Below are 23,642 nucleotides of genomic sequence, written 5' to 3' on the forward strand. Positions count from 1 at the left end.
ATATCGAAATACAACGGAACCGATTACAGTAGAAGTATAGGAACAGCTATTATTTCTAGGAGGGGTTTATATGTTATTTCAAAATATTGCGGGGATTGATTGGCTCGTCTGGATTGGGGTCGTTGCAGCTTTAATGCTGTTAAACGAAGCCGCACGGGCTAACAAATGGGTAGCATTATTATTATTTGTTGGACTACCTATTATTTTAACGATTTTTGTTTGGCCAACGACGGCCGGACCTGATAGTAGTACTGGGACATGGTTCCACTGGGTTAAAGTTTACTCAGCGTTGGCCGGGTGTTTAGGCTTTATGGCGTTGCGCTTTAGCCCTAAATTGCAACACAATAAGCGGGCATTGATTTTCCCACCGGCTATCTTGGCCTTCAACATTATGGAAGCCGTTATCCGTGACTTCCAAGTGGCTGGCTTACACGGTTTAGTGGACGGCGTTGTCATGAATGGTGGCGCTTGGAACATCATGAACGGGATTGCTGGGATGATTAATATCATCACGATTTCAGGGTGGTTTGGGATTATCATCAGCCACGACAAACAAAAAGACATGATCTGGCCCGATCAAATTTGGCCTTGGATTATCGCCTATGATGTTTGGAACTTCGCCTACGTTTATAACTGTGTTGGCGACCATTCATTCTACGCAGGCGCGGCTTTATTGATTTCATGTACATTAGCCGCTTTCTTTGTGAAAAAAGGCAGTTGGTTACAAGCACGCGCACAAACATTGGCTTTTTGGATGATGTTTACGATGAGTTATCCCGCTTTTGTGACGGACTCACAATTCTCTGTCCAAAGTACGCATAGTAGCGCTGCTTTGATGACGGTCAGCGCATTAGCCCTTGCCATTAACGTGGCAGTGCTAGTGTTACATGTTTACCGGATTATCAAACACCGTCGCAACGTTTTAACGGACGACATTTACGTCGGAACAGTAGCGCATGATCAAGTATTGGCAGACAACACACCAGCCGACCAACAACCGGCAGGATTGAATTTGAAGAAATAAGCAATAAAATATCGTAGCGCACAGATTCTAATGTGAGCTACGATATTTTTTATTTATTCATATATTGATAAGTAATTGTCTGTGATATTTTTTGATTCTTAGGTAAGACAACATCCCCAAAACCTGGGTGATTAGGTGTATCGGGTAATGTTTGCGATTCTAGCGCAATTCCCATGTAAGGTTCACCAGCTCCGGAATTAAATGCGAGGTTTTTAGTGAATGAATTGCTAGTAAAGACAACTAAGGCGTTGCGTGATGATGAAATAGTCAATGAGCGGTGACTGGTAGGATCTGATAATTTAACGATTGGCTGTTGATTAGGCGTTATTTTGTATATATCATCGAAACCTTTTTCAGTCGTTCCTTGAAGTGCTTGGATAGCATCTCCTAATTGTTGATTCGTGGTGAAATCAAATGGTGTGCCTTTGACTGGTAGTAGTTTGCCAGTAGGGATTTTTTCGGAATCCATCTCTAAATATTCTGAACTAGCAATCATTAACTGATGACCGAGAATGGTCTTTGAATCACTTAAGTTAAAGTAGGCATGACTAGTTGGGTTGAAGAGCGTATCTTCATTACTTTCACCAGTAAATTGTAATGTGACACGGTTATGGTTATCTAAAGTGTAGGTAACAGTAGCTGCTAAATCACCAGGGAAGCCATCTTCATTATGGCTAATCGATCGTGAGAAAGTAATGCTGACGGCTTCATCGCTTTGACAACTATTATAATCCCAGATAAGTGTGTTGAAACCACTAGGACCGCCATGTAATGTGTTTTGGCCCTCATTAGTTGGAACGGTTACTGATTGTCCGTTGAGTGGGAAAGTACCATTTTTAATTCGACCAGCCGTTCGACCGATTGCCATACCAATATAAAAAGGATTAGATAAATAATCATGAGCTGTAGAGAAATTCAATAAAATATTTTTTTGTTTGTCTTGGATTGGGACTAAGAATTCATGCCAAGTTGCACCTAAAGAGAGTAGACTAATTGCAACGTTGTTGTCATTAGTTAGCGTGATTTTGTGAATACTATGTCCTTGATAGGTATCGAAAATTGTTTCTTCAATATTCATTATAAAAGCCTCCTGAAAATACCGAAAAGAAGGATGGTTTATGACCATCCTCCTTTCCCATAAGTTTATTTTTTATTGCGGTTAGCAACTTGTAAAAACGCCATTGTTTGTAAACGACCAATAGTCATTTCGAAATCTTGATCTTTAGTAGCTGTAGCATCGAATGCCTTACCTTCGACAGCGTTAAAACGTTCAGCTAGTAACTTTGAAATGAGATATAGCGTTAAATTCTGTTTGGCAGTATCCTCAAGATCGCCAGTATTAAGTGATTCAGACGAAACGACTAGTTTAGCAAATTCATCTGGATCAATGTAGATATGGTTTTGAGTCATAATTAACACTCCTTTATTATTCTGTTTGAACGGCAGGTTGACCAGTAGTTTGTTCAACAAGTGGGTGTTCTTTTTCGAGCATGAACGCTGCGACTAAAGTAATGACAAAAACGATAGCTGAAAGGATGAAGTATGTTTTTTGAAAACCAACGACATCGTATAATTTACCGGCAACTGTTGAGAAGATGAAAACTGAAATTTGTTTAGCAAAATTGGAAGCCATTAAGTAAACCGTTGCATACAAACGAATATCAAATGCGCCGGTGATATATTTCATGATTGAAACCAAGAGTAATGGCATTTCTAAACCAGCTAATAATCTAAAGAAGACTAATAATTCCCAGTTTGGTGCAATTGCACTCCCGAAAATACGGATGAATGTAATAAAACCAAATGCAATTAGGCCTTTTTTAGCACCGATTTTGTTGATAATAAATGGCATTGGAATCATCAATAGTAATTCAATAGCAGTTTGGGCTGAAGCCATGTAACTATAGGTAATGGTCCCTTGACTAGCAGATTTAAAGAACGTTGTGAAGTAAACAATGAACTGTTGATCAAAAACATCATAGATTGCAGCGGCACCCATGTAGAATAATGAAAGTACCCAGAAATTTTTAAGTTTAAAGATAGAAAGAATTGTTTTTTTATCTAACGGAGCTGATTCATTGTCTGAATCAGTATCTGGATTGGATTGTAAATCACTAACGTTGACTTTATCACTGAATAGAACAAGACAAGTTAGGATAACGGCGGAAACAGAACATGCCCAGAAAATTGAGTTAGGTTGCCAGATGAATAAGCGACCGGCAATAAGGGATGCTGTCATACCAGCTAGTGAACCACCCATTCGTGAGTGGCCGTATTCAAATTTATTGACTAAACTAGCACGTTCAACGTATTGTTCAACAACGCCAACGCCACCATTTAAGATAAAACTGAGATATAAACCAGCAATAATAGCAGCTAAGAATGAACTGGTATGGACGATTGGCAAGAATAACCATTGGAAGAAAGGTCCGACCAAAATAGCGGCTAATGTAATGGTCACTAATAAGTTCTTTTTGAAGACTAGTTTATCAGATAAAATTCCGAATACTGGCTGGAAGAACAACGAAATACCGGCCATAAATGAAAAGATAAAGCCTGATTCAGTCCCATTTAAATGAGCGACTTGTTCTAACCAAAGTGTTAAATAGCCGTAAACAATAGCCCAGATAAAGAAGTAGGTGAAATGAGTACTTGCGAAACTCCAAAAGTGTTTATTTTCTTTATGAATTGCATTCATACTAATAATCTCCCTTTATTTGTAATTGTAAGGAACGGGTTTATCGAAACGTGGCATGCCTGATTTATCCCATGAAAATGGCTGAACTTTAGTATGGCGATTTGGATCATAAAGTGGGTCACCTTTGATATCAGTGTAGTCGCGGCAATGATAAACAAGAATATCGGTTAAGCCGTCTTCTGAAATAGTGAATGAGTTATGGCCAGGGCCAAATTGGTCAGTTGTTAAATCACTAGCAAACACGGGTTCAGCTTCTTTATGCCAGTTAGTAGGATCGAGTAGGTCGGCAGAATCATCAACAGTTAGCATACCCATACAATAATTTTCATCAGTAGCACTTGCTGAATAAGTTAAGAAAATTTTGCCATTACGTTTCAAAATGGCAGGTCCTTCATTAACCCAGAACCCCCGTGTTTCCCAATCGAACTCTGGTTTTGAAAGCATGACTGGTTTTGTTTTTAGGGTCCAGGGGTTTGCCATTTCAGCAATATATAAATTAGAATTACCGCGGATATCGTTGTCCTTTTGTGCCCAGACATAATAAAGCTTGTTGTTATGTTCAAATGTTGTGGCATCTAAGCAAAATGTATCTTTATCAGTGACGATTTGTCCTTTTTCAACCCAATCATCTTCGGAGTTCATAGGATTATCTGCAGCGCATTCAATACAATACATTCTATGTGTGAATAAACCGTTTACAATATCGGTCGTATCGGTTGCTGCAAAATAGATGTACCACTTGTTATTTGTAAAGTGAATTTCAGGTGCCCATATTAATTGGCTCATTTCACCAGCTTCATGCTTACGCCAGATAGTTCTAGGAGTTGCGTGTGCTAACCCGTTTAGTGTTTTAGCGCGACGGATTTCAATGCGATTATATGCGGGAACAGATGCTGTAAGGTAATAATAGCCATCGGTATGTTTATAAATAAATGGATCTGCTCGTTGAATAATTAGTGGATTGATATAAGTTTCTGTCATAATAGTAACCTCCAATATTTTTTGAAAACGCTAACTATAACTTGTATGAGGCTAGTCTAATATTTATACGGACGAATGTCAACAACAAAAATGTTTACTAATTTAAAATAAATAAACGATAGTAAATATAAATGTTTATGATTAAGCGGATTCATTTTAATGATATTTATGTTCGTAAACTAAAACGTTATGGTAGTATAGAAATAATAGAAAGTAAGGTAGGTAGTTTCCGATGGAGATTGATATTTCAGAAACATCACTAAAGGTGTATGCAGCGCTTGATAGTCCAGTTCGGTTACAGATTATTCAATTACTCTCAGTGGAGCGATTGAACGTTAGAGCGCTTGCTCATAAACTAAATTTAAGCAGTACAATTATTAATATGCACCTAAAAAAATTAGAAGAAGCACAGATTATTGCCTTCGAGAAGAAAGGAAACCAAAAAATATCACGGTTGAAAGTTGATCGGATAAATATCACTTTTCCTAAATCGATTTTTCCAGCATTTGATGTACATGAAACCTTCATTCCTGTTGGTCATTACACGAAGTACACGGTGCAGCCATCTTGTGGATTAGCAAACGATAAGGATTTTATTGGTAAGGTAGATGATCCTAAGTATTTCATGGATCCAGCACGTGTGACGGCTGGTATGATTTGGTTCTCAGAAGGTTTTGTTGAGTATCAATCACCGAATTTTTTGGAAGATAATGAGCGATTAGAAATGTTGGATTTATCGCTCGAGCTAGGATCTGAATTTCCATTTTCTAATAATGTTTGGCCGTCAGATATAACATTTTATTTAAATGATGTCGAAATTGGCACATGGACTAGTCCAGGGGATTTCTCTGATACTCGAGGGAAATATACACCTGACTGGGTACCAGATAATGTAAATCAGTATGGCTTATTAAAAACACTGCGGATTACAGATCACGGGACTTATTTAGATGGACAACCCTTTACGGATATCTCTTTATCAGCGTTTAACCAGCATACGGAAACTTGGAAGGTTCGAGTGGCTGTTAAAAATGATGCACAGCATAAGGGTGGCTGTACAATTTTTGGTAAAGGGTTCGGCAATCATGACCAAGATATTAATTTAAAGCTTTACTATAGTTAGCCATTATTGATACAGTAATGGTATTATTCATTACGAATATATAGGCGAGGTTATTTAAAAAATGGAAAATAAATACGAAATTGTTGAGCGGGATCTGAAAGAAAAAATATTAGCCGGTATTTATGCGATAAATGATAAATTACCGACTGAATCAGAATTAATGAGTACTTATGGTGTCAGCCGATACACGATTCGAAGAGCTGTTGGGGATTTAGAGAATGAACATTATATCTATCGAATTCAAGGCGGTGGTATTTTTGTTGATGACTGGCAAAATGCGATTAAGGCGCCATTAAAAAGTAAGGTGATTGGCGTTATCACAACACATATTGCTGACTATATTTTTCCTAATATCATTACTGGGATTGATCGGTATATTTCAAGCGAGGGCTATTCAATATTGATTAGTAATACGCAAAATAATCCAGAAAAAGAGCGTAAAAGTATTCAAAAAATGATGGAAAGTAACTTGGCAGGGCTTATCATTGAACCAACGCAGAGTGCATTGGATAACCCCAATAAGGATTTATACCAAAAAATTAAAGATCAGGAATTACCGACGTTATTTATTAATGCGCATTATCCAGAATTAGATTTTCCATACATCGAAATGGACGATTTTGAGAGTGGGAAAGTGGTGACTGAGCAACTAATTAAGCTAGGACATCATAAGATTTTAGGATTATTTAAAATTGATGATAGTCAGGGTGTTCATCGAATGAACGGCTTTGTAAAGGCCTATCAAGAACGTAATGAATTGGCGTTATTGAGTGAAATTGTTATGTATCAATCGACCGATAATATGCATGCTGTTTTCACTAAATTAGAGAAGATTCTATTAAGAGATGATAGACCATCAGCAATCATTTGTTATAATGATCAACTGGCAATTCAAGTGATTGATTTGATTCGTTCAATTGGGTTAGAAGTACCAGCTGACGTCTCAGTCATGGGGTTTGATAACTATCAACTGTCACAATATATTTCACCTAAGTTAAGTACTGTAGAGCATCCTAAAGAGAAGATGGGAAGAGCTGCCGGGAAAATGATCTTAGAAATGATTGAGACAGGAACAAAGGGCGAACCACTTATTTATGAACCTAAGCTAGTTATTAGAGATTCAGCAAACAATTTAAAAAATAAATAGTCCGTATAAAAAGGTATCTAACAAGCAGTGTTGTTAACTTGTTAGATACCTTTTTAATTTTGTAAAAAAATAAATTATATTCACCGCTTGATTTGTCCGTATAAATATTCTATACTTTAGCCAACGCTGAAACCGTTTTATTTAAACCTTTTTTATTAAATATGAACGTGATAGCTATTTATTCAGCATTCGAGGGAGTGAATTATATGAACTTAGTAGAAATAGCACAAGCCATCAAATCCGGTCAGGTCTCATTAGGGATCGAATTAGGCTCCACACGGATTAAAGCCGTTTTAGTAGCGCAAGATTTTCAAACCATTGCGTCAGGGAGTTTTGTTTGGGAAAACCAATTAGAAGATGGCGTCTGGACGTATCCAATTGATGCGGTTTGGACCGGGATTCAAGCGAGCTATATGCAAATGGCTGCGGAAGTCCAAAGCAAGTATCACGAACCGATTACCACGATTAAAAGTATCGGTGTCAGCGCGATGATGCATGGTTATCTCGCCTTTTCTAAGGACGATCAATTGTTGGTGCCTTTTAGAACGTGGCGCAACAACATTACCGAACAAGCGGCTGATAAATTAACCGAACAATTTAATTTTAATATTCCACAACGGTGGAGCATTGCTCATTTATATCAAGCCATCTTAAATGACGAAGCACACGTCAGCCAAGTGGCTTTCATGACCACCTTAGCGGGTTATGTCCACTGGCAATTATCAGGTGAAAAAGTCCTCGGGATTGGCGATGCATCCGGTGTCTTCCCAATTGATCCCAAAACGGGAAGTTATGATGCTCAGTTAGTCGCACAATTCGATCAAATCAAACGCGTTCAACAACAACCTTGGCAGTTAGCCGATATTTTACCAGCGGTCTTGACAGCGGGACACGCTGCTGGCCAATTAACGTCAGCCGGCGCGCAATTGTTAGATCCAAGCGGTAATTTGACAGCGGGCAGCTTGATGGCACCGCCTGAAGGAGATGCCGGAACCGGGATGGTCGGCACTAACAGCGTCCGCAAACGGACCGGGAACATCTCAGTCGGGACGTCAGCTTTTTCAATGGTGGTGTTAGATCAACCGCTCAAACAAGTGCATCGCGATATTGATATGGTGATGACCCCTGATGGCTCACCAGTTGCGATGGTCCACACAAATAATTGTTCGTCAGATATCAATGCTTGGGCCAATTTATTCAATGAATTTGCAGCACGCTTGGGAGTGTCATTAGCGCCTGATCGGTTATACGAAACGTTGTTCTTAGAAGCAACCCATGCCGATCAAGACGCAGGTGGTTTGATTAATTACAGCTACTTATCCGGTGAAAATGTCACTAAAATGCCGGCTGGGCGCCCATTATTTGTCAGACAACCGCATAGCCACTTCAACTTACCCAACTTTATTCAAACGCAATTATATGCAGCCTTTGCACCGCTTAAAATTGGGATGGATATCTTGGTGAAGGAAGAACAAATCAAGACGGATGTCATGATTGCCCAGGGTGGATTGTTCAAAACCCCCGTCGTTGGACAACAAGTCTTAGCGAATGCTTTAAACACACCGATTACGGTTATGAGTAATGCCGGCGAGGGTGGTCCTTGGGGCATGGCTGTCTTGGCAATGTTTGCCGCTGATAATAATGGTCAAACGCTCGATGATTTCTTGGATCACAACGTCTTTACGAATCCAGAAAGCATGACGCTCAGTCCAGAAGCCGCGGGTGTGGCTGGTTATCAAACCTTTATTGAGGCCTACCAAGCAGGGTTACCAATTGAAAGTGCGGCAATTGCTGCGATTAAAGATGAGAAGTGAGGATTAAAGCATGTTAGAAAAACTAAAACAAGAAGTGTATGACGCCAATATGCGCCTACCTAAATTAGACCTAGTCACTTTTACTTGGGGTAATGTTTCCGGAATTGATCGCGAAAAAGGCTTGTTTGTCATCAAACCTTCTGGTGTTGATTACGAAGACTTAAAACCAAGCGACATGATTGTCGTTAACTTAAAAGGCGAAGTCGTTGAAGGCAATATGAATCCTTCTAGTGATACGCCAACGCATACCGTTTTATACAATGAATTCCCAGAAATCGGTGGCATTGTGCATACGCATTCACCTTGGGCCGTTTCATTTGCTGAAGCCGGTATTTCGGTGCCCGCACTTGGCACGACACACGCGGATACTTTTTACGGGGATGTCCCAGTTTCTGAAGCTTTAACACAAGCCGAAATCGAAAATGATTACGAAGAAAATACGGGCAAGGTCATCGTGAAAACCTTCAAGGAACAAGGTATTGATCCTGAAGCCGTCCCAGCAGTGCTTGTGCGTCAACACGGACCTTTCACTTGGGGTGCCACACCAGACAAAGCCGTTTATAACGCTAAAGTCTTAGAAGTGGTGGCTGAAATGGATTATCACGCCCTTCAATTGACACGCAATAACAGTGCCGTGCCACAATTCTTGTTGGACAAACATTATTACCGCAAGCATGGCAAAAATGCCTACTACGGTCAAAATAACGCCCAATCACAAGGTCATGCTAAAAAAGAAGTGCGTTAAAAAAGGAAGTGCATCATCAACGGGTAGCTTCTGAGCACTTGACTAACTTAGCGAATTGGCGCTACAAGCGCCGATTTGATAAGTGTGGCAAAGCGCAGGAAGCTGTTGATGAAAGCACGTTAAAAAAGAAGTACGTCAAAAGCGATTAGTTTGAAAAATACATTAAAAAAGGAGTGCGTTTGAAACGAGTTGATTCTGAGCATTGACAAATGTCGTTAAGCGCAAGAGTCAGTTTCAAAAAGCACGTTAAAAAAGGAGTCTTTATCATGTTAAACACAGAAAATTATGAATTTTGGTTTGTCACAGGGAGTCAATCATTATACGGCGAAGAAACCCTCCGATCAGTTGAAAAAGACGCTAAGGAAATCGTTGAAAAATTAAATGCGAGTCGCCAATTACCTTACCCAATCGTTTTCAAATTAGTCGCAACAACTGCTGATAATATTACGAAAGTGATGAAAGAAGCTAACTACAACGATCACGTTGCTGGTGTGATCACTTGGATGCATACTTTCTCACCTGCTAAAAACTGGATCCGCGGGACAAAATTATTACAAAAACCATTACTTCATTTAGCAACCCAATTCTTAAACAAGATTCCATACGACACAATCGATTTCGATTACATGAACTTAAACCAATCAGCTCATGGTGATCGCGAATATGCCTTCATCAATGCGCGTTTACGTAAAAATAACAAGATTATCTCAGGTTACTGGGGTGATGAAGACGTTCAAAAAGCAATGGCTAAATGGATGGACGTTGCGGTAGCTTACAACGAATCATTCAAGATTAAAGTCGTGACATTTGCTGATAAAATGCGGAACGTGGCCGTCACAGACGGTGATAAAGTCGAAGCTCAAATCAAATTTGGTTGGACGGTTGATTATTGGGGTGTCGGTGATTTAGTCGCAGAAGTCAATGCTGTCTCAGAGGCTGATATTGATGCTAAGTATGCTGATTTACAAAAAGAATACGACTTTGTTGAAGGTCAAAATACACCTGAAAAATTCGAACACAATGTTAAATACCAAATTCGTGAATACTTCGGTTTGAAGAAATTTATGGACGATCGTGGCTACACAGCCTTCACAACCAACTTCGAAGATTTAGTTGGGTTGGAACAATTACCTGGTTTAGCAGCCCAATTATTGATGGCTGAAGGTTATGGTTTCGCCGGTGAAGGGGACTGGAAGACAGCTGCTTTAGATCGCTTGTTGAAGATTATGGCTCATAATGAAAAGACGGTCTTCATGGAAGATTACACACTTGATTTACGTCAAGGCCACGAAGCTATCTTGGGGTCACATATGCTTGAAGTTGATCCTTCAATCGCGTCAGATAAACCACGGGTTGAAGTTCACCCATTAGATATCGGCGATAAAGACGATCCTGCACGTTTAGTCTTCACAGGGATGCAAGGCGATGCTGTGGACGTCACAATGGCTGATTATGGCGACGAATTCAAATTGATGTCATATGATGTTCGCGGCAACAAACCAGAAGCCGATACACCACACTTGCCAGTTGCTAAACAACTCTGGACACCAAAACAAGGCTTACGCGAAGGTGCCGTTGGTTGGTTAACCGTTGGTGGTGGTCACCATACAGTCTTATCATTTGCTGTTGATTCAGAACAATTACAAGATTTAAGTCACTTGTTTGATTTAACTTACGTCAATATTAAATAAGGCGGTCAAATTAAAAGAGGCTACGGCAAAATTTGTCGTAGCCTCTTTTGCTATTGAAATGGGTGTCAGCTTTCTTATAGTATAATGGAGAAACGAAAGTGGGGATAACATGACAACTTTTTATTTTGTACGTCACGGCGAAACGACCATTAATAAAGCACAGTGTTTCAATGGCGGTGGGGTCGATTCTGCGTTGACACCAGCGGGGCTAGCGGCCGCAGACCGCTTGGGTGATTATCTAGGCGACCAAATTTTTGATGCCATCTTAACGTCACCGCTCCAACGCGCCCAAACGACCGCGGAACACTTACTGGCGCAATCGCGCGTTGTGCAACCGGCGTTAACGATTGCCTCCCAACTACGGGAAATGGCGTTAGGTGATTGGGAAGCACAGCCGGTAGCGGCGCAAGAAAAGCATCCGCAATTTGATAATTACTTCCACCATCCAGATTTATTTGAGGCCAATCAGATTCACGCGGAATCCTACCAAGCCGTTTTAAAACGGGCCATGACGGTTATTGACCAAGCCCAACAAGCTTATCCAGAGGGCAACGTCTTAATTGTGGCGCACGGGATTGTTTTATTGTTTGTCATGGGAACCCTTTTAGGCGTGCCGTTTAGTGCCATTCGCGATCAAAAAATGGTGGCAAACGCAAGCCTATCGATCTTAGAAGGCCAAGGCCAACCGTATGAAAAGGTCCTTTGGAATAAAACGGTGTAGAGGAGGCAAATGATGTTGATATTCGAGTTACCCATTCATCCAGAAAACCAAGCAGCGATGGCGCGATATATGCAAGATCAGTTCACTTTTAACGGTGTCAAAGCGACCGAAAGACATGCTTATGAACGCGACTTTTGGCCAGCCGTGAAACAGTTACCAGCGGCAGAACTGATGGTGATTATTAAGGCGCTTTATGCGCGTGAAGCGCGCGAATATCAATATGTCGCAATCGATATTGCGGCGCGGGCCGTGCGCAAATGGCAACGTGCCGATCTATTGCAGTTTGCCGAATTAGTAACTGAAAAAGTATGGTGGGACAGTGTAGACCCTTGGAAACGTGTTTTTAGCGAGTACATCAAGCGTCATCCAGCTGAATTTGAATGGGTCGGGCAACTATTTGCTCAAAAAGAGAATTTTTGGTTACGCCGCGTCGGGTTGATTCTGCAATTAGGGTTCAAGAATGCAACGTGTATTGACTATTTGCAAGCTGCTATCGAAGACGATCAAACAACGCCGGAATTTTTTATCCAAAAAGCGATTGGGTGGGCCTTGCGTGATTACGCTAAGACTAATCCGGAATGGGTGATTGATTTTGTCGACACACATACGTTATCGGCATTAGCGCAGCGCGAAGCGTTAAAACAACTCTAAAAAAGGCTAAATGTTTCACACGAAACATTTACTAGATTGTAATGTGTTATAATAGCGCTGTAAAAGTAAAAACATAGTTCGGTTGGTAGTCCGGACATAATAGTTAACTATTATCAGTAACCTGCCTCCTTGGTTGTCCATCTTTTATAATTACTTAAAGGAGGGACTACCAGTGGTATTTATTAGCGGTAGTTTAACAATTGTTTTTGAGGCACCTTATTATCAAGGCGTTTTTACGTGTCAAACTGATACTTCATATCAAGTGGCCAAGGTTAATTTTGGTAGTAGTACGCCTAAGGCAACAGCTGTTTATCAATATATTCTAAGGCATTTTTCAGAATTAGAATTTTATACAGTTGAAAGCGAAGGGGCGTGCCAACATTATCAGATAAATCCGAAACGACAACAGCGAATGGCTAAACAAGCGATGACGGCTGGAATTGGTACAAAGTCACAGCAACTTTTAAAGCAACAGTATCAAGCAATTAAACAAGAAAAGCGTCGGAATTTACGAGAGAAAAAGCAGCAGTCTAAAAAGCAAAAATTTCGACAGCGTCAAGTTAAGAAACGTATAAAACACCGAGGACACTAATGAAGTGTCAAGAGCAGCTAACAGCACCAATTTGTTAGTTGCTCTTTTTGTCATTTAAAACTACTTCAACGCTATAACGGGCCCAATTTGAAAGATGATCGATGAAAGTTGTCAGGCGCGTTTGTTCAAAGTGTGCGATGACCACATAACAAGCTTGACCGCTAACTTGGTAAAAAGAGTCTACTTCAGAATACTGATTTACCGCTGCTTCGACGTCTGAAAAATGATTATTATTCATAAAGAGTCGGATGAATTGCCGTTGCTGTTGTGCGATTTCAATCGTGAAACGGGTAATGGTCTGTTGATCGATTAGGTGATTAATCCGTTGACCAACTGCCTGCCCAGTGAGATGGACTTGGGCGCCAATTTCTTTGTTAGAAAGGCGGCTATCTTGTTTGAGTAGGCTTAAAATGGTGAGATCGAGTTGGTCCATGAGAGGGTTCCTTTCAAGATGAAGTTAAATGCGTAAATATGCTTTCGCGCGGCACTGTATGAGTGGCTTAATCACCGGTACAATAAGCCTATTAACAGAGGATGGTGACTGAGATGAAACAAGCATTGTTGGTAATTGATGTTCAGAATGATTATTTCCCGGGTGGTAAAATGATCTTATCACACCCTGAAGCAGCTTTGGCCGCGGTGAATCGCTTGGAAGCTGACTTTCAAGCTAAACACTTACCGATTATTTATATTCAACATATTAAACGTCAAAAAGATGCCGATTTTTTTGAAGAAGGAACAGTTGGGGCCCAGCTACATCCTGATTTACACGTTACAGATGAGTCTATCATAATTAAAAAGCATTTTCCGAACAGTTTTCAAGAAACACGATTGGCAACCGTGCTACAAGAATTAGCAATCGACCAACTTGTGATCTGTGGCATGATGACGCAGATGTGTATCGACTCAACTACCCGTGCGAGTTTTGAACGGGGCTATCAACCGATTCTTATTCAGGATGCAACGGCTACCAAAGCATTAACGATGAATGGTGAGTCAGTATCAGCGTCTCACGTTCAAACGGCATTTATCGCAGCGTTAACTAATTTTGCCAGTGTTCAGAATAGCATTGAATTCATTAACTAAAAAGAGGCTCAAGCAAAAATAATTTTGCTTGAGCCTCTTTTTAGTTATTTTTCTAATTCAGTTTGTACTTTAGCTGGAATTTTATCCTTAGCAATATTATTGGGACCTGTTAAGACCCGTTTGTCATTGAATTCCAATTTGACGTAGCTGTTAGGTGTCAATGGTGTTGGTTTTTCGCTAGAAATTTCAACAGGGACAGTTGTTCGCGTACCATCTTCTTTAACAACATTTAGTTGGTAATGGTAACTGTATTCATTTGGCACAACCTTACCTTGATCATCCTTTGTCGCTTGCTTGGCAGGCGTTTTAGCGGGCACTTGGGCGTAGCCAACGTCACCCTGGTAAGTATTTTTATAGTAGTTATAACCGGCAAAGCCGACGATGATGAGCGCAACAATCGCGACCAGACTAATCATTTTCTTTTTCAATGAAAACACCTCATTATTTAATTGATAAAGGTATCATATACTGACCAACGTTAAAAAGCGATGTTTTTAACGCCGGGTAACAAAAGTGTTAGGTCATGCTGAAAAGACTGTCACCTTAGTGTTTAAATTGACGGTATTTTGCTTTCAGAACGGCTTTATCAAGGATGTGGTCCTTCATGGTGGTTGTCAATTGATTTTAACGATCAATTGAAAGGGAATTACCCAAACGGCTTTTGATTTCTACGCAATTATACCCCGACAACAAAAAGTCTATTTTGTTGTCGGGGTATAATGAAAAAGTCACTGCTATCAGCGTTATACTATAAAGCTAATAGCCTTTCGGTTAACAAAAACAGCAAACTTCACTAAGTTTTGAGTTTTGAGAAACGTATTAGACGGGCATTTCAGACCGATACCACGCATGATTCACAAAATAAGATAAATAGCTCTGTTATAATCAGACGTTAATAATACGACTTCTATATACTGAAATCCCTTATTTGTTGGGTAATCGACACCTGATATTTAGTGAATATATACAGTAATTACAGTAACTAAGCCAAAAATAACACCTGGGATATTCGCTATAATGACGGGCCAATCCTTATAAGTTTTTGACCATCCATATCCAGTCCACAAGCAACCATTAATCGTTGCTACCAAAGGTTGTAAAGGCGAAACTGGTGATCCAGAAAAGTTGGCTATAATTTGTGGAATATAAGATACATACATAGCAATGCAGGTAATAGTAGCAACCTTGCTAAGTATTTTTAAACGTCTAACCTTTTTAGGGTGAACGGCATTGTCGCCAGTGGGATATTTGCTAGTATCAATTCGCATATTGATCTTCCTTCCCGTATATAAAATAATTGACCACCCTAATAATACCACAAAATACAATTTCACTAAGTTTCGGATGTTGAGAAACTTAGTGAATGGGCATTTAAACCCTATACCACGCAACTCCATGCTGAGACACATGTGGTTGTAAAGACTTCGTAGAATGCCACTTTTATGTTAATTTATAAATATAATTTATTATTTACCAAATAATTAAAGACAGTATAGCTTTCATTTATGCATGGAAAGCTACACTGTCTTTAATTATAAGCACGCACGCATTATATTAAGAATACACAAGTGAAAGGAATTTAATACAATGGAATTTGGAGATAAAATTAAAAAATTACGTAAAGAAAAATACCTAACACAAGAAAAATTCGCAAATGAATTAAATGTTTCAAGACAAGCAGTATCCAATTGGGAAAATAATAGAAATCTCCCAGATCTAGAAATTATAGTATTAATTTCTGAAAAATTTCATATTTCACTTGATTACCTAATACTAGGAGGACCTACTATGAATAAAATGACAGAAAAATTAATCAATGACGGTAGTGAAACAAGAAAAGCTAAAATGAATTTAACAACCACGACTGTTGGTTCAATACTACTAATAATCGGATTTTTATGTTTGTTTATAAAAGCAAATTCAGTAGAATACATTGATTCATCTGGTATATTACATGAAAATTTCTACTTACTGCCTATTGGATTTCTATTCTTATTTGCTGGTATTATAGTATTCTTAACTGTTGGAATTAAATATTTAATACAAGTATTAAAAAATAGAACAATATAAACCACCTTTTAGCTTAAATTTTTGACCAGTCATCAATTGAGCGGCCATCTTGATCAATGAGTTCTAGCCAACTATTGGTGCCGCCAAAGTAGAGAAATAGCCCAATTTCATTGACACTTTTCAAGATAATATCCTCTGTTGTGACATTATCTTGAACTTGATTGCTGTGTTCATGGCGCAATTGGGTACCCATTTTAGCGGCAAAGCCAAGTGAGCCATCCTTGTTGAGGGGCGGTTCCGGCATTAATGTCGCGCCGACTTTGAGGCACATTTCGTTTCGTTTTTGCCAAATGGCTGTTCCGGTTGCTTGTCGCGTTGCAATGGTAAATGGCACGGTGCTGATGGCTTTTGTCCAACGGTGCCGTGCTTTAGCGGCCGGTTTTGCTTTTGGGGCCGTTGCTGGTTGCCAATTGAAGCCAAATCTTTCTAGAATTAAGTTTAAGGTTTCAAACAGTGGTCGTAAAGTTTGGCGGTAATTACTGGGGATTTTGGCGGGTAAATTGGTTGTTTTGATTGCTGATGATTGTTCAGCTAACAAACAGCCTAAATAGGGTAAACCTTCGGGCCAGTCCGCATCAGTGAGTGTTAAAAAGGGTCCGTTTGGAATGGTCGTGATTTCCCCAGCGAGATAGTCAATTTGCGTGATTTGTTGCTGGTTTGTATGCAGTAGTAGGCCGTCAAACGGTGGTAATGTGGCCGGTTGTTCCGAATAGATGGTTAGCATTTGTTGGTCAAAAAGAATCTCAGTTTGCGTGTTCTTTAAGTTAACTTGCAGTTTAATCATCATAAAACCTCCATCGTGAGTCATTAATTTTAATTAAACACTAAAAAAGACTGGTTGTCAGCTAATGAATACCGTAAACTAGTCTTGAATAAAAAAATAAGGAGTGATTAATTGATGAAAAAGGAACGATTTGAAGCATTTACTGATGCGGTAATTGCCATTATTTTAACAATTTTAGTATTGGAACTACATCTTCCAGAGGATGATCATTCATGGATGGCGATTTTAGATGTCCGGATGAAATTTTTTGCCTACGTATTGACTTTTATTTTTATTGCGACAATGTGGGTTAATCATCATTATTTGTTTGCGCAAGTGAAGCAAATTAATGGCCAGATTATCTGGGTGAATATCTTATTACTATTCTGGACATCATTATTGCCAGCAACAACGGCTTGGTTGGGGACGGATATTCATTCAGTAGCTGCCTCAACGTTATATAACGTGAATGTCTTACTATTCAATATCACGACCGCTTATCTAAGACGATTGGTCATCAAAACGAACCCAATTCACGATATGCATATGTTGTTAATTGGCGAACTTGTTTCATTTAGTTTGAACTTTATCACGTTGATCGTCAGCTTTTTTTACCCACCATTTCCGTTTATCGGTCTCTCATTAAATATTATGATTTGGGCAGTAGTGGGATTAAGAGGTAGAATTACAGTGTAATTAATAATAGAGAACAGTCCTTGGTATTAGGGACTGTTTTTATTTTGACCGCAACGGTGTTGTTTTTTTGTTATGATAGTAGATAGGAATTTTAACGGGTGGGAGAAATGGCATGCAGGCACAAGCAGTACTAAAAGAAAAATTTGGCTATGATCATTTTAGAGAAGGCCAAGCAGATGTGATTGAATCCTTGCTAGCAGGGACCAATGTATTGGCGATTATGCCGACTGGTGGCGGGAAGTCGTTATGTTACCAGATTCCAGCGCTGATGTTACCGGGGTTAACGCTAGTCGTTTCACCATTGATTTCGCTGATGAAAGATCAAGTCGATGCGCTCAACGAAAATGGGATTCCGGCAACGTTTATCAACAGTACCTTGACGCAAGGTGAGGTGCAGGAGCGCTTCAATCAGGCCGCACGTGGTGAAGTAAAGTTGCTTTATGTGTCGCCGGAACGGTTGGACTCTGATTACTTTTTAGCGGATTTAGCCGAATTAACGATTGATTTGATTGCCGTTGATGAAGCGCATTGTATCTCGCAATGGGGGCACGATTTCCGACCTAGTTATTTACGCTTAACGGATACAATTAAAAGCATGCGGCAACAACCAACGATTGTCGCACTAACGGCGACCGCTACGTCACAAGTAGCTGATGATATTATGTTGCGCTTAGGGATTCAACATGAAGTGAAGACTGGTTTTTCACGGGAAAACCTGGCTTTTCAAGTGGTTAAAAACCAAAACAGTGATCGCTACTTAATCGATTATTTAAAGGTTAATAAGCAAAAATCCGGCATCATCTATGCTAGTACACGTAAAGAAGTTGAACGGCTCACGAAGCTGATTGAAAAAGCGAAACTGGCAGTCACAATGTATCATGGTGGCTTAAATGAAATGGTGCGCCGGCAAAATCAAGAGGATTTTCTCTACGACCGTAAACCGATTATGGTCGCCACGAATGCTTTTGGGATGGGGATTGATAAGAGTAATGTGCGATTTGTCGTGCATGCCCAAATTCCCGGCAGCTTAGAAGCTTATTATCAAGAAGCAGGTCGGGCCGGACGTGATGGCTTACCGAGTGAGGCCATCTTACTGTTTAAAGTCAATGATGTCCAAATCCAACATTTTTTCATCGATCAATCAGAGATGGACGATGAAAATAAGCAACGGGAATACGCTAAGTTACAAGAAATGACACAATACGCCAACACGCAACAGTGCTTGCAACAATATATCGTCAATTATTTTGATGATGACTGTGAAAAATGTGGCCGTTGTAGCAATTGTCTTGATACACGCGAATCACAAGACATTACAATTGATGTCCAAAAGGTTTTATCGTGTATCAAGCGAATGGATGAACGTTTCGGCAAAGTAATGGTCGCGCAAGTCTTGACGGGCTCTAAGAATCAGAAGATTATGCAGTTCCGCTTTGATGAATTGCCAACATACGGTTTGATGCGGGGCGATTCACAAAAAGAAGTCAGTGGTTTGATTGATTACTTAGTTGCGTCAGGCTATTTACGGGCTTCTGGTGGTCAATATCCCGTTTTACAGATCACGTTGGCGGGCGTCAAAGTACTTAAGGGTCAAGAAAAGGTGTCACGTAAAATGGCTGCTAAGGTTCAAAAAACATTGCCTGAAGACAATGAGTTATTCGAACGCTTACGCGAATTACGCCGTGATTTAGCTGAAGAACAGGGTGTACCGCCGTTTGTAATCTTCTCAGATAAGACGTTGTATTCAATGTGTGAAATTATGCCAACCTCACTGACTGAAATGTTAGATGTTAAAGGTGTCGGGGAGAATAAATTAGAAAAATATGGTGAATTATTCTTGGATATTTTAGTTGCTGAGTAATTCCCCGGGAAATAAAAAGGGCCGCCAACGGTTAGTTGGCGGCCCTTTTTTGATAGTGCTTAGTATGGGGCATCTGCGGGGTTACCGTAGACGAAATGTTGATTGGATTTTGGGTTTGGTTTAGCGTCTGGTAAGAGACATGTATAACGTGTACCATCAGGGCCTTGGGCCAAGAAAATGCGCGTAAATGAATTTTCTGTTTCGATTAGTTTACAGTTATCATGCGTAATACCATAGACATCAGTTACTTGCGTAATATATCATCTCTTTTACTTAGTTTAAAAAGGGGTAAAATAAGCCTATATTTTACGACTAGATTACTAATAAGTATAGTCTTTTGATAGTATAATATCAAATTATTTGCTTAATGATATGAATTAATGGGTCATTATTGTTGGCATTTTAACTATTTAACTGTATAATTAATAGGGTTCACAACAATTAGAGAGAAGGAATTATTTATGCGACGTTATGCAGCAGAATTTATTGGTACTTTTATGTTAGTGTTCTTAGGCACTGGCGCAGTCGTGATTGCTAAAGCTGATACATTAACAATTGGCTTAGCATTCGGGTTAACGGTCACTGTGATGGCTTATGCTTTTGGTGGTGTTTCGGGTGGTCATTTTAACCCAGCCGTGTCAATTGCAATGATGATTAATAAACGCTTAGAAGCAAAAGATGGCGTTTTTTATATCGTAGCGCAATTTTTAGGCGCAATTGTGGCTTCAGGGTTACTATCAGTCCTCATTAATGCGCTTGATTTAAGCCGGACTGGTTTTGGTCAAACAGATTTCCCTAAAATTGGTGCGGGAGTGGCCTTTTTAGTTGAAGTGATTGTAACATTCAGTTTCATCTTGGTGATCTTAATGACAACCAGTGATCGGTTTGGCAATAGCCAAATGGCACCATTGGCAATCGGGATTACATTGAGTTTATTGATTATCGTTGCCCTCAACTTAACGGGTGGGTCATTGAACCCTGCTAGAAGTTTTGGACCAGCTATTTTTGCTGGCGGTTCAGCACTAGCCCATTATTGGGTTTACTTAGCAGCCCCAATCGTGGGTGCTATCCTAGCAGCCTTTACAGGTCGTTTATTAGGTAGCGAAGAACGTTAAAAAAAGTAATTTAAAAAGGTGTGTTCCCAAACGGGGGCACACCTTTTTTATTGTTCGAGCGCTAATAACTGTTTTTTGAAAGGCAAACCACCGCGATAACCGCCTAGTGAGCCATCTTTGCGGATGACACGATGACACGGGACAATCATGAGGAGCGGATTACGCCCAACAGCGGAGGCCACTGCTCGAATCGCAGTTGGCCGACCGATTTGTGTGGCGAGTTGATTGTAAGTCACGGTTTGACCATAGGGGATCGTCTGCAAGGTCGTCCAGACTTGTTGTTGAAAAGGCGTGCCCACTAAGAAGTCGAATGGCAAATCCCAAGTGGTTCTGGCGTGTGTTAGATAGGCCGTTATTTGGTCAATCACTGGCGCCAGTTTGGCGGGGTCTTGTAATAAGTCGTGATTGGGCATAAAAGTTGTTAATTCGCTGAGTGGTTGGTTAGGTGAACCGACAAAGCAGATGCCGTGGTCGGTTGCGGCAACGATTATTTTTTGATCGTCCTGCATTAAATAATCGTAATAGATTGTGGTCATCGAAGACACCTCCATTTAGTAGCCTCAGTATAACAATTTTCAATAAAATAAACTGTCGATAAGCTTACTATCGACAGTTTATTTTAGACTATTCTAGAGTGTGACTTCTTCAAAAGTTTTGTGCTGCAATAGATATTGTACGTCGCAACTCGCGGCGACTTCTTTTTCATGGGTCACGAGGATGACACACTTTTGTTGTTCGTGGGCGAGTTCTTGGAACAGTTTAATTATTTCCCGGGTGTTAGTGTCGTCCAAATTCCCGGTTGGTTCATCGGCAACAACGACTGGTGCATCACAACACATTGCACGAACGATTGCGACTCGTTGTTGCTGCCCACCGGATAGTTTCTGAACGTTTTTACGAGCCATATCAGGGTTGATACCAACCTTAGTCAGCATCTCTAGCGCAAACTCACTAGGGTTTTCGCGTTCTGAATGAGTAATGGCCATTGCGGTTAGGACGTTATCGAGTGCCGACATGTAGGGGAGTAAATTGTAGGCTTGGAAGACAATTGAAACATAGCGGTTGCGGTATTGCGTCAAACCGATTTTTTGAAGTGAAGTGCCTTCATAGAGGATTTCACCCTTGCGTGGTTTGTCGAGACCGGCAAGCATTGTTAAGAGGGTTGTTTTACCGGCACCACTACTACCGATAATGCCGTAGAGTTGCCCGGCTTCAAAGTTGAGATTAACGTCTTTATAGAGTGTATTTTCTTCTGAATCGTACCAATAACTGACATCTTTGGCTGTTAACATAATGTGACCTCCTAATTATCCAATGAGAATTTTTCGTGGTTCGAGTCTTAAAATATTGGCTGAAGCGAGTAAGACTGCAAAAGCAATGATTGTAAAGCCAAAGGCGCCTAATTGAAGTAAGGTTAACGGATTAATTTTAAGGTTCAGATCGCTCGCTTTAATTGATTTGGCTTTATTTTGCGTTCCTTGCGTCATTTGACCACCAGGACGATTGCCACCAGGTTGGCCACTTGGTGCTTGACCGCCGCCAGGGCCACCATTACCGCCAGGTTGAGTTGTTGCACTGTCGGTTGTGGTACTTGTTGTAACGGAGCTCATGACTTGCTTGCTGAGCGCTTGACCGGCAAATTGGCCACCGATACCCGCGAGTGCTAAGCTGACAATTAGTAACATGAACATTTCAACGAGTAATTGCCCAATAATTTTAGTCCGTTTTTCACCTAATGAGAGTAAAACACCCATTTCATAACGGCGTTCGCGCACCATCAAGATGATGATTAGCGCTAAAATGACAGTACCGGCGATGGCAACTAACCAGACAATCTTATTAGCGAAACTTTCCATTTTTTGCATAGATTGTTTCAAGGCTTGGTAAGTACTATCGTCTGCTGTGAGACTAAATTTCTTAGTATTGATAATTTTCTTAGCGGCTTTCAAGAAGGCCGTTTTTTGAGTTGGATTGCTTAAAGTAAAGACGGCACTGTCGACTTTATTGGTTTGGCCTTTAATTTGGTTAGCCAATGTATAAGCGGTATAAAGTGTATTAGAAGGATCGCTTTGTTGAGGACCCATACTTGAGCTGCTACTTTGACTCGCTTTGTAGATTCCGACGACTTTGAGGGTATAAGCTTTTTTACCAGTCGTTGTGGCTTTAATCTTAATTGTATCGCCAACACTGAGATCGTTTTGTTTAGCAAGTTCACTTTCAATCACAACATTGTTAGTATTAACATCGGCACTGGTTAAAGCACGGCCTTTTGTAATCTTGTTAGTGTTATCTTTGAAATCGCTGAGGGTCTTCATATTGAGGACACCAGTGATTTGTAAATCGCCTGATGAGGTTGATTGTGACATGCCCATCGGACCATTGTTGCTAGCTGAAGAGGTGCTAATCGCATCAATGGAAGAAGCGTTAGCAGAAGTTGCAACGCTAACGTTATAGTTTGCGACACCGGATAATGCCGCAATCTTTTTGACGTTGGCTAAGCTAACCGAAGGCATGCTGAGCGATGGTTTCTTCGTTTTAGAAGTGCTCGTTGGTGGTGTCGACGAGCGCATTTTCTTGAAGGCCTGATCACGGTTGGCCGATAAGGTGACACTGGCACCGACTTGTTGTTTGGTGTTGTTAACCGTTGTTACTGCGGCGTTTCTAATGAGTAACCCGGCCATAATGAAGACTAGAATAACAGTCATAACAATGACTAATAATAAGCTACGGCCTTTTTTGAATGAAATATTTTGCCAAGCACGTTTGAAAAAGTTCATAATGGTTCCTCCTTATAAAAACTGAATAATAATCAGTTTAGGCGGATATATTGAATAAATTGTGATGATAGTACGCATAAAATGAGC

The 23,642-nt window shown here is 40.2% G+C and carries 25 protein-coding genes; 14 read left to right on the forward strand and 11 right to left on the reverse strand.

Going from position 1 to position 23,642, the window contains the following annotated elements:
• The first annotated feature begins 70 nt into the window (after nt 1-70).
• Entirely contained in the window at nt 71-1,024 is a 954-nt protein-coding gene (locus LEUCM_RS02965) for a DUF5692 family protein (RefSeq protein WP_056936481.1), read from the forward strand.
• A 49-nt stretch (nt 1,025-1,073) separates the two neighbouring features.
• On the opposite strand, the gene LEUCM_RS02970 is transcribed toward LEUCM_RS02965, so the two are convergent.
• From LEUCM_RS02970 to LEUCM_RS02985, 4 genes are all read right to left on the reverse strand, one after another.
• A complete protein-coding gene (locus LEUCM_RS02970; protein ID WP_016265800.1) occupies nt 1,074-2,102 on the reverse strand; it encodes an aldose epimerase family protein in 1,029 nt (342 codons plus the stop codon).
• A 65-nt stretch (nt 2,103-2,167) separates the two neighbouring features.
• Nucleotides 2,168-2,434 carry a hypothetical protein gene (locus LEUCM_RS02975; RefSeq protein WP_016265799.1) on the reverse strand — a complete coding sequence of 89 codons (267 nt, stop codon included), beginning with the start codon at nt 2,432-2,434 and terminating at the stop codon, nt 2,168-2,170.
• 16 nt (nt 2,435-2,450) lie between these two features.
• Nucleotides 2,451-3,722 carry an oligosaccharide MFS transporter gene (locus LEUCM_RS02980; protein ID WP_016265798.1) on the reverse strand — a complete coding sequence of 424 codons (1,272 nt, stop codon included), beginning with the start codon at nt 3,720-3,722 and terminating at the stop codon, nt 2,451-2,453.
• 15 nt (nt 3,723-3,737) lie between these two features.
• Nucleotides 3,738-4,703 (reverse strand): glycoside hydrolase family 43 protein, encoded by a 966-nt coding sequence (locus LEUCM_RS02985; RefSeq protein ID WP_025016160.1) that lies wholly within the window; start codon nt 4,701-4,703, stop codon nt 3,738-3,740.
• A 232-nt stretch (nt 4,704-4,935) separates the two neighbouring features.
• Here LEUCM_RS02985 and LEUCM_RS02990 point away from each other — a divergent pair, with 232 nt between their 5' ends.
• From LEUCM_RS02990 to LEUCM_RS03025, 8 genes are all read left to right on the forward strand, one after another.
• The gene (locus LEUCM_RS02990) at nt 4,936-5,826 is read left to right on the forward strand and encodes an ArsR/SmtB family transcription factor (RefSeq protein ID WP_016265796.1); all 891 of its coding nucleotides are present in this window, start codon (nt 4,936-4,938) and stop codon (nt 5,824-5,826) included.
• Nucleotides 5,827-5,887: 61 nt separating this feature from the next.
• Nucleotides 5,888-6,973, forward strand: coding sequence for a GntR family transcriptional regulator (locus tag LEUCM_RS02995; RefSeq protein ID WP_016265795.1), 1,086 nt, complete (start codon nt 5,888-5,890; stop codon nt 6,971-6,973).
• Nucleotides 6,974-7,179: 206 nt separating this feature from the next.
• Complete coding sequence (locus LEUCM_RS03000) at nt 7,180-8,787, forward strand: xylulokinase (RefSeq protein ID WP_025016161.1); 1,608 nt, start codon at nt 7,180-7,182, stop codon at nt 8,785-8,787.
• A 10-nt stretch (nt 8,788-8,797) separates the two neighbouring features.
• Nucleotides 8,798-9,532, forward strand: coding sequence for an L-ribulose-5-phosphate 4-epimerase (locus LEUCM_RS03005; RefSeq protein WP_016265793.1), 735 nt, complete (start codon nt 8,798-8,800; stop codon nt 9,530-9,532).
• A 266-nt stretch (nt 9,533-9,798) separates the two neighbouring features.
• Entirely contained in the window at nt 9,799-11,223 is a 1,425-nt protein-coding gene (araA, locus tag LEUCM_RS03010; RefSeq protein ID WP_016265791.1) for an L-arabinose isomerase, read from the forward strand.
• 109 nt (nt 11,224-11,332) lie between these two features.
• Nucleotides 11,333-11,944: a histidine phosphatase family protein gene (locus tag LEUCM_RS03015; RefSeq protein WP_025016162.1), complete on the forward strand. Its 612-nt coding sequence runs from the start codon at nt 11,333-11,335 to the stop codon at nt 11,942-11,944.
• Between the two features lie 12 nt (nt 11,945-11,956).
• A complete protein-coding gene (locus tag LEUCM_RS03020; protein ID WP_016265789.1) occupies nt 11,957-12,595 on the forward strand; it encodes a DNA alkylation repair protein in 639 nt (212 codons plus the stop codon).
• Nucleotides 12,596-12,767: 172 nt separating this feature from the next.
• On the forward strand, nt 12,768-13,187 hold the full coding sequence (locus LEUCM_RS03025; RefSeq protein WP_016265788.1) for a DUF2992 family protein: 420 nt from the start codon (nt 12,768-12,770) through the stop codon (nt 13,185-13,187).
• Between the two features lie 34 nt (nt 13,188-13,221).
• On the opposite strand, the gene LEUCM_RS03030 is transcribed toward LEUCM_RS03025, so the two are convergent.
• Nucleotides 13,222-13,620 carry an Lrp/AsnC family transcriptional regulator gene (locus LEUCM_RS03030; protein WP_016265787.1) on the reverse strand — a complete coding sequence of 133 codons (399 nt, stop codon included), beginning with the start codon at nt 13,618-13,620 and terminating at the stop codon, nt 13,222-13,224.
• 113 nt (nt 13,621-13,733) lie between these two features.
• Here LEUCM_RS03030 and LEUCM_RS03035 point away from each other — a divergent pair, with 113 nt between their 5' ends.
• The gene (locus LEUCM_RS03035; RefSeq protein WP_016265786.1) at nt 13,734-14,273 is read left to right on the forward strand and encodes a cysteine hydrolase family protein; all 540 of its coding nucleotides are present in this window, start codon (nt 13,734-13,736) and stop codon (nt 14,271-14,273) included.
• A 44-nt stretch (nt 14,274-14,317) separates the two neighbouring features.
• Here LEUCM_RS03035 and LEUCM_RS03040 read toward each other — a convergent pair whose 3' ends face one another.
• Together LEUCM_RS03040 and LEUCM_RS03045 are read right to left on the reverse strand one after the other, a co-directional pair.
• Nucleotides 14,318-14,701: a YxeA family protein gene (locus tag LEUCM_RS03040; RefSeq protein ID WP_016265785.1), complete on the reverse strand. Its 384-nt coding sequence runs from the start codon at nt 14,699-14,701 to the stop codon at nt 14,318-14,320.
• Between the two features lie 525 nt (nt 14,702-15,226).
• Complete coding sequence (locus LEUCM_RS03045; protein ID WP_025016165.1) at nt 15,227-15,541, reverse strand: SemiSWEET family transporter; 315 nt, start codon at nt 15,539-15,541, stop codon at nt 15,227-15,229.
• Between the two features lie 319 nt (nt 15,542-15,860).
• On the opposite strand from LEUCM_RS03045, the gene LEUCM_RS03050 reads away from it, so the two are divergent.
• A complete protein-coding gene (locus LEUCM_RS03050) occupies nt 15,861-16,343 on the forward strand; it encodes a DUF3955 domain-containing protein (protein ID WP_025016166.1) in 483 nt (160 codons plus the stop codon).
• A 13-nt stretch (nt 16,344-16,356) separates the two neighbouring features.
• Here the strand turns inward: LEUCM_RS03050 and LEUCM_RS09975 are convergent, their stop codons facing one another.
• Nucleotides 16,357-17,130 carry a hypothetical protein gene (locus LEUCM_RS09975; RefSeq protein WP_025016167.1) on the reverse strand — a complete coding sequence of 258 codons (774 nt, stop codon included), beginning with the start codon at nt 17,128-17,130 and terminating at the stop codon, nt 16,357-16,359.
• Between the two features lie 111 nt (nt 17,131-17,241).
• Here LEUCM_RS09975 and LEUCM_RS03060 point away from each other — a divergent pair, with 111 nt between their 5' ends.
• The 3 genes from LEUCM_RS03060 to LEUCM_RS03070 all read left to right on the forward strand — a co-directional run bounded on the left by LEUCM_RS03060 (nt 17,242) and on the right by LEUCM_RS03070 (nt 20,778).
• The gene (locus LEUCM_RS03060; RefSeq protein ID WP_016265782.1) at nt 17,242-17,802 is read left to right on the forward strand and encodes a TMEM175 family protein; all 561 of its coding nucleotides are present in this window, start codon (nt 17,242-17,244) and stop codon (nt 17,800-17,802) included.
• 112 nt (nt 17,803-17,914) lie between these two features.
• Nucleotides 17,915-19,663: a DNA helicase RecQ gene (gene recQ, locus LEUCM_RS03065; RefSeq protein ID WP_011375527.1), complete on the forward strand. Its 1,749-nt coding sequence runs from the start codon at nt 17,915-17,917 to the stop codon at nt 19,661-19,663.
• Nucleotides 19,664-20,124: 461 nt separating this feature from the next.
• Nucleotides 20,125-20,778 (forward strand): MIP/aquaporin family protein, encoded by a 654-nt coding sequence (locus LEUCM_RS03070; RefSeq protein ID WP_011375525.1) that lies wholly within the window; start codon nt 20,125-20,127, stop codon nt 20,776-20,778.
• A gap of 47 nt (nt 20,779-20,825) precedes the next feature.
• Here LEUCM_RS03070 and LEUCM_RS03075 read toward each other — a convergent pair whose 3' ends face one another.
• From LEUCM_RS03075 to LEUCM_RS03085, 3 genes are all read right to left on the reverse strand, one after another.
• Complete coding sequence (locus LEUCM_RS03075; RefSeq protein ID WP_051524287.1) at nt 20,826-21,314, reverse strand: methylated-DNA--[protein]-cysteine S-methyltransferase; 489 nt, start codon at nt 21,312-21,314, stop codon at nt 20,826-20,828.
• A gap of 93 nt (nt 21,315-21,407) precedes the next feature.
• Nucleotides 21,408-22,070, reverse strand: a complete 663-nt coding sequence (locus tag LEUCM_RS03080) for an ABC transporter ATP-binding protein (RefSeq protein WP_011375523.1) — start codon at nt 22,068-22,070, stop codon at nt 21,408-21,410.
• Between the two features lie 15 nt (nt 22,071-22,085).
• Complete coding sequence (locus tag LEUCM_RS03085) at nt 22,086-23,555, reverse strand: ABC transporter permease (RefSeq protein ID WP_016265778.1); 1,470 nt, start codon at nt 23,553-23,555, stop codon at nt 22,086-22,088.
• Nucleotides 23,556-23,642: the final 87 nt, after the last annotated feature.

Source organism: Latilactobacillus sakei subsp. sakei DSM 20017 = JCM 1157 (assembly GCF_002370355.1).
Classification (GTDB): domain Bacteria; phylum Bacillota; class Bacilli; order Lactobacillales; family Lactobacillaceae; genus Latilactobacillus; species Latilactobacillus sakei.

Bases quoted from the DNA above. Each gene is read 5' to 3' on its own strand.
- LEUCM_RS09975 (WP_025016167.1), bottom strand. From the start codon at position 17,130: ATGATGATTAAACTGCAAGTTAACTTAAAGAACACGCAAACTGAGATT.
- LEUCM_RS03070 (WP_011375525.1), top strand. From the start codon at position 20,125: ATGCGACGTTATGCAGCAGAATTTATTGGTACTTTTATGTTAGTGTTC.
- LEUCM_RS03050 (WP_025016166.1), top strand. From the start codon at position 15,861: ATGGAATTTGGAGATAAAATTAAAAAATTACGTAAAGAAAAATACCTA.
- LEUCM_RS02965 (WP_056936481.1), top strand. From the start codon at position 71: ATGTTATTTCAAAATATTGCGGGGATTGATTGGCTCGTCTGGATTGGG.
- LEUCM_RS03030 (WP_016265787.1), bottom strand. From the start codon at position 13,620: ATGGACCAACTCGATCTCACCATTTTAAGCCTACTCAAACAAGATAGC.
- araA (WP_016265791.1), top strand. From the start codon at position 9,799: ATGTTAAACACAGAAAATTATGAATTTTGGTTTGTCACAGGGAGTCAA.
- LEUCM_RS02970 (WP_016265800.1), bottom strand. From the start codon at position 2,102: ATGAATATTGAAGAAACAATTTTCGATACCTATCAAGGACATAGTATT.
- LEUCM_RS02985 (WP_025016160.1), bottom strand. From the start codon at position 4,703: ATGACAGAAACTTATATCAATCCACTAATTATTCAACGAGCAGATCCA.
- LEUCM_RS03045 (WP_025016165.1), bottom strand. From the start codon at position 15,541: ATGCGAATTGATACTAGCAAATATCCCACTGGCGACAATGCCGTTCAC.
- LEUCM_RS02990 (WP_016265796.1), top strand. From the start codon at position 4,936: ATGGAGATTGATATTTCAGAAACATCACTAAAGGTGTATGCAGCGCTT.
- LEUCM_RS02980 (WP_016265798.1), bottom strand. From the start codon at position 3,722: ATGAATGCAATTCATAAAGAAAATAAACACTTTTGGAGTTTCGCAAGT.
- LEUCM_RS03005 (WP_016265793.1), top strand. From the start codon at position 8,798: ATGTTAGAAAAACTAAAACAAGAAGTGTATGACGCCAATATGCGCCTA.
- LEUCM_RS03075 (WP_051524287.1), bottom strand. From the start codon at position 21,314: ATGACCACAATCTATTACGATTATTTAATGCAGGACGATCAAAAAATA.
- LEUCM_RS03015 (WP_025016162.1), top strand. From the start codon at position 11,333: ATGACAACTTTTTATTTTGTACGTCACGGCGAAACGACCATTAATAAA.
- LEUCM_RS03000 (WP_025016161.1), top strand. From the start codon at position 7,180: ATGAACTTAGTAGAAATAGCACAAGCCATCAAATCCGGTCAGGTCTCA.
- recQ (WP_011375527.1), top strand. From the start codon at position 17,915: ATGCAGGCACAAGCAGTACTAAAAGAAAAATTTGGCTATGATCATTTT.
- LEUCM_RS02995 (WP_016265795.1), top strand. From the start codon at position 5,888: ATGGAAAATAAATACGAAATTGTTGAGCGGGATCTGAAAGAAAAAATA.
- LEUCM_RS03060 (WP_016265782.1), top strand. From the start codon at position 17,242: ATGAAAAAGGAACGATTTGAAGCATTTACTGATGCGGTAATTGCCATT.
- LEUCM_RS02975 (WP_016265799.1), bottom strand. From the start codon at position 2,434: ATGACTCAAAACCATATCTACATTGATCCAGATGAATTTGCTAAACTA.
- LEUCM_RS03085 (WP_016265778.1), bottom strand. From the start codon at position 23,555: ATGAACTTTTTCAAACGTGCTTGGCAAAATATTTCATTCAAAAAAGGC.
- LEUCM_RS03035 (WP_016265786.1), top strand. From the start codon at position 13,734: ATGAAACAAGCATTGTTGGTAATTGATGTTCAGAATGATTATTTCCCG.
- LEUCM_RS03080 (WP_011375523.1), bottom strand. From the start codon at position 22,070: ATGTTAACAGCCAAAGATGTCAGTTATTGGTACGATTCAGAAGAAAAT.
- LEUCM_RS03020 (WP_016265789.1), top strand. From the start codon at position 11,957: ATGTTGATATTCGAGTTACCCATTCATCCAGAAAACCAAGCAGCGATG.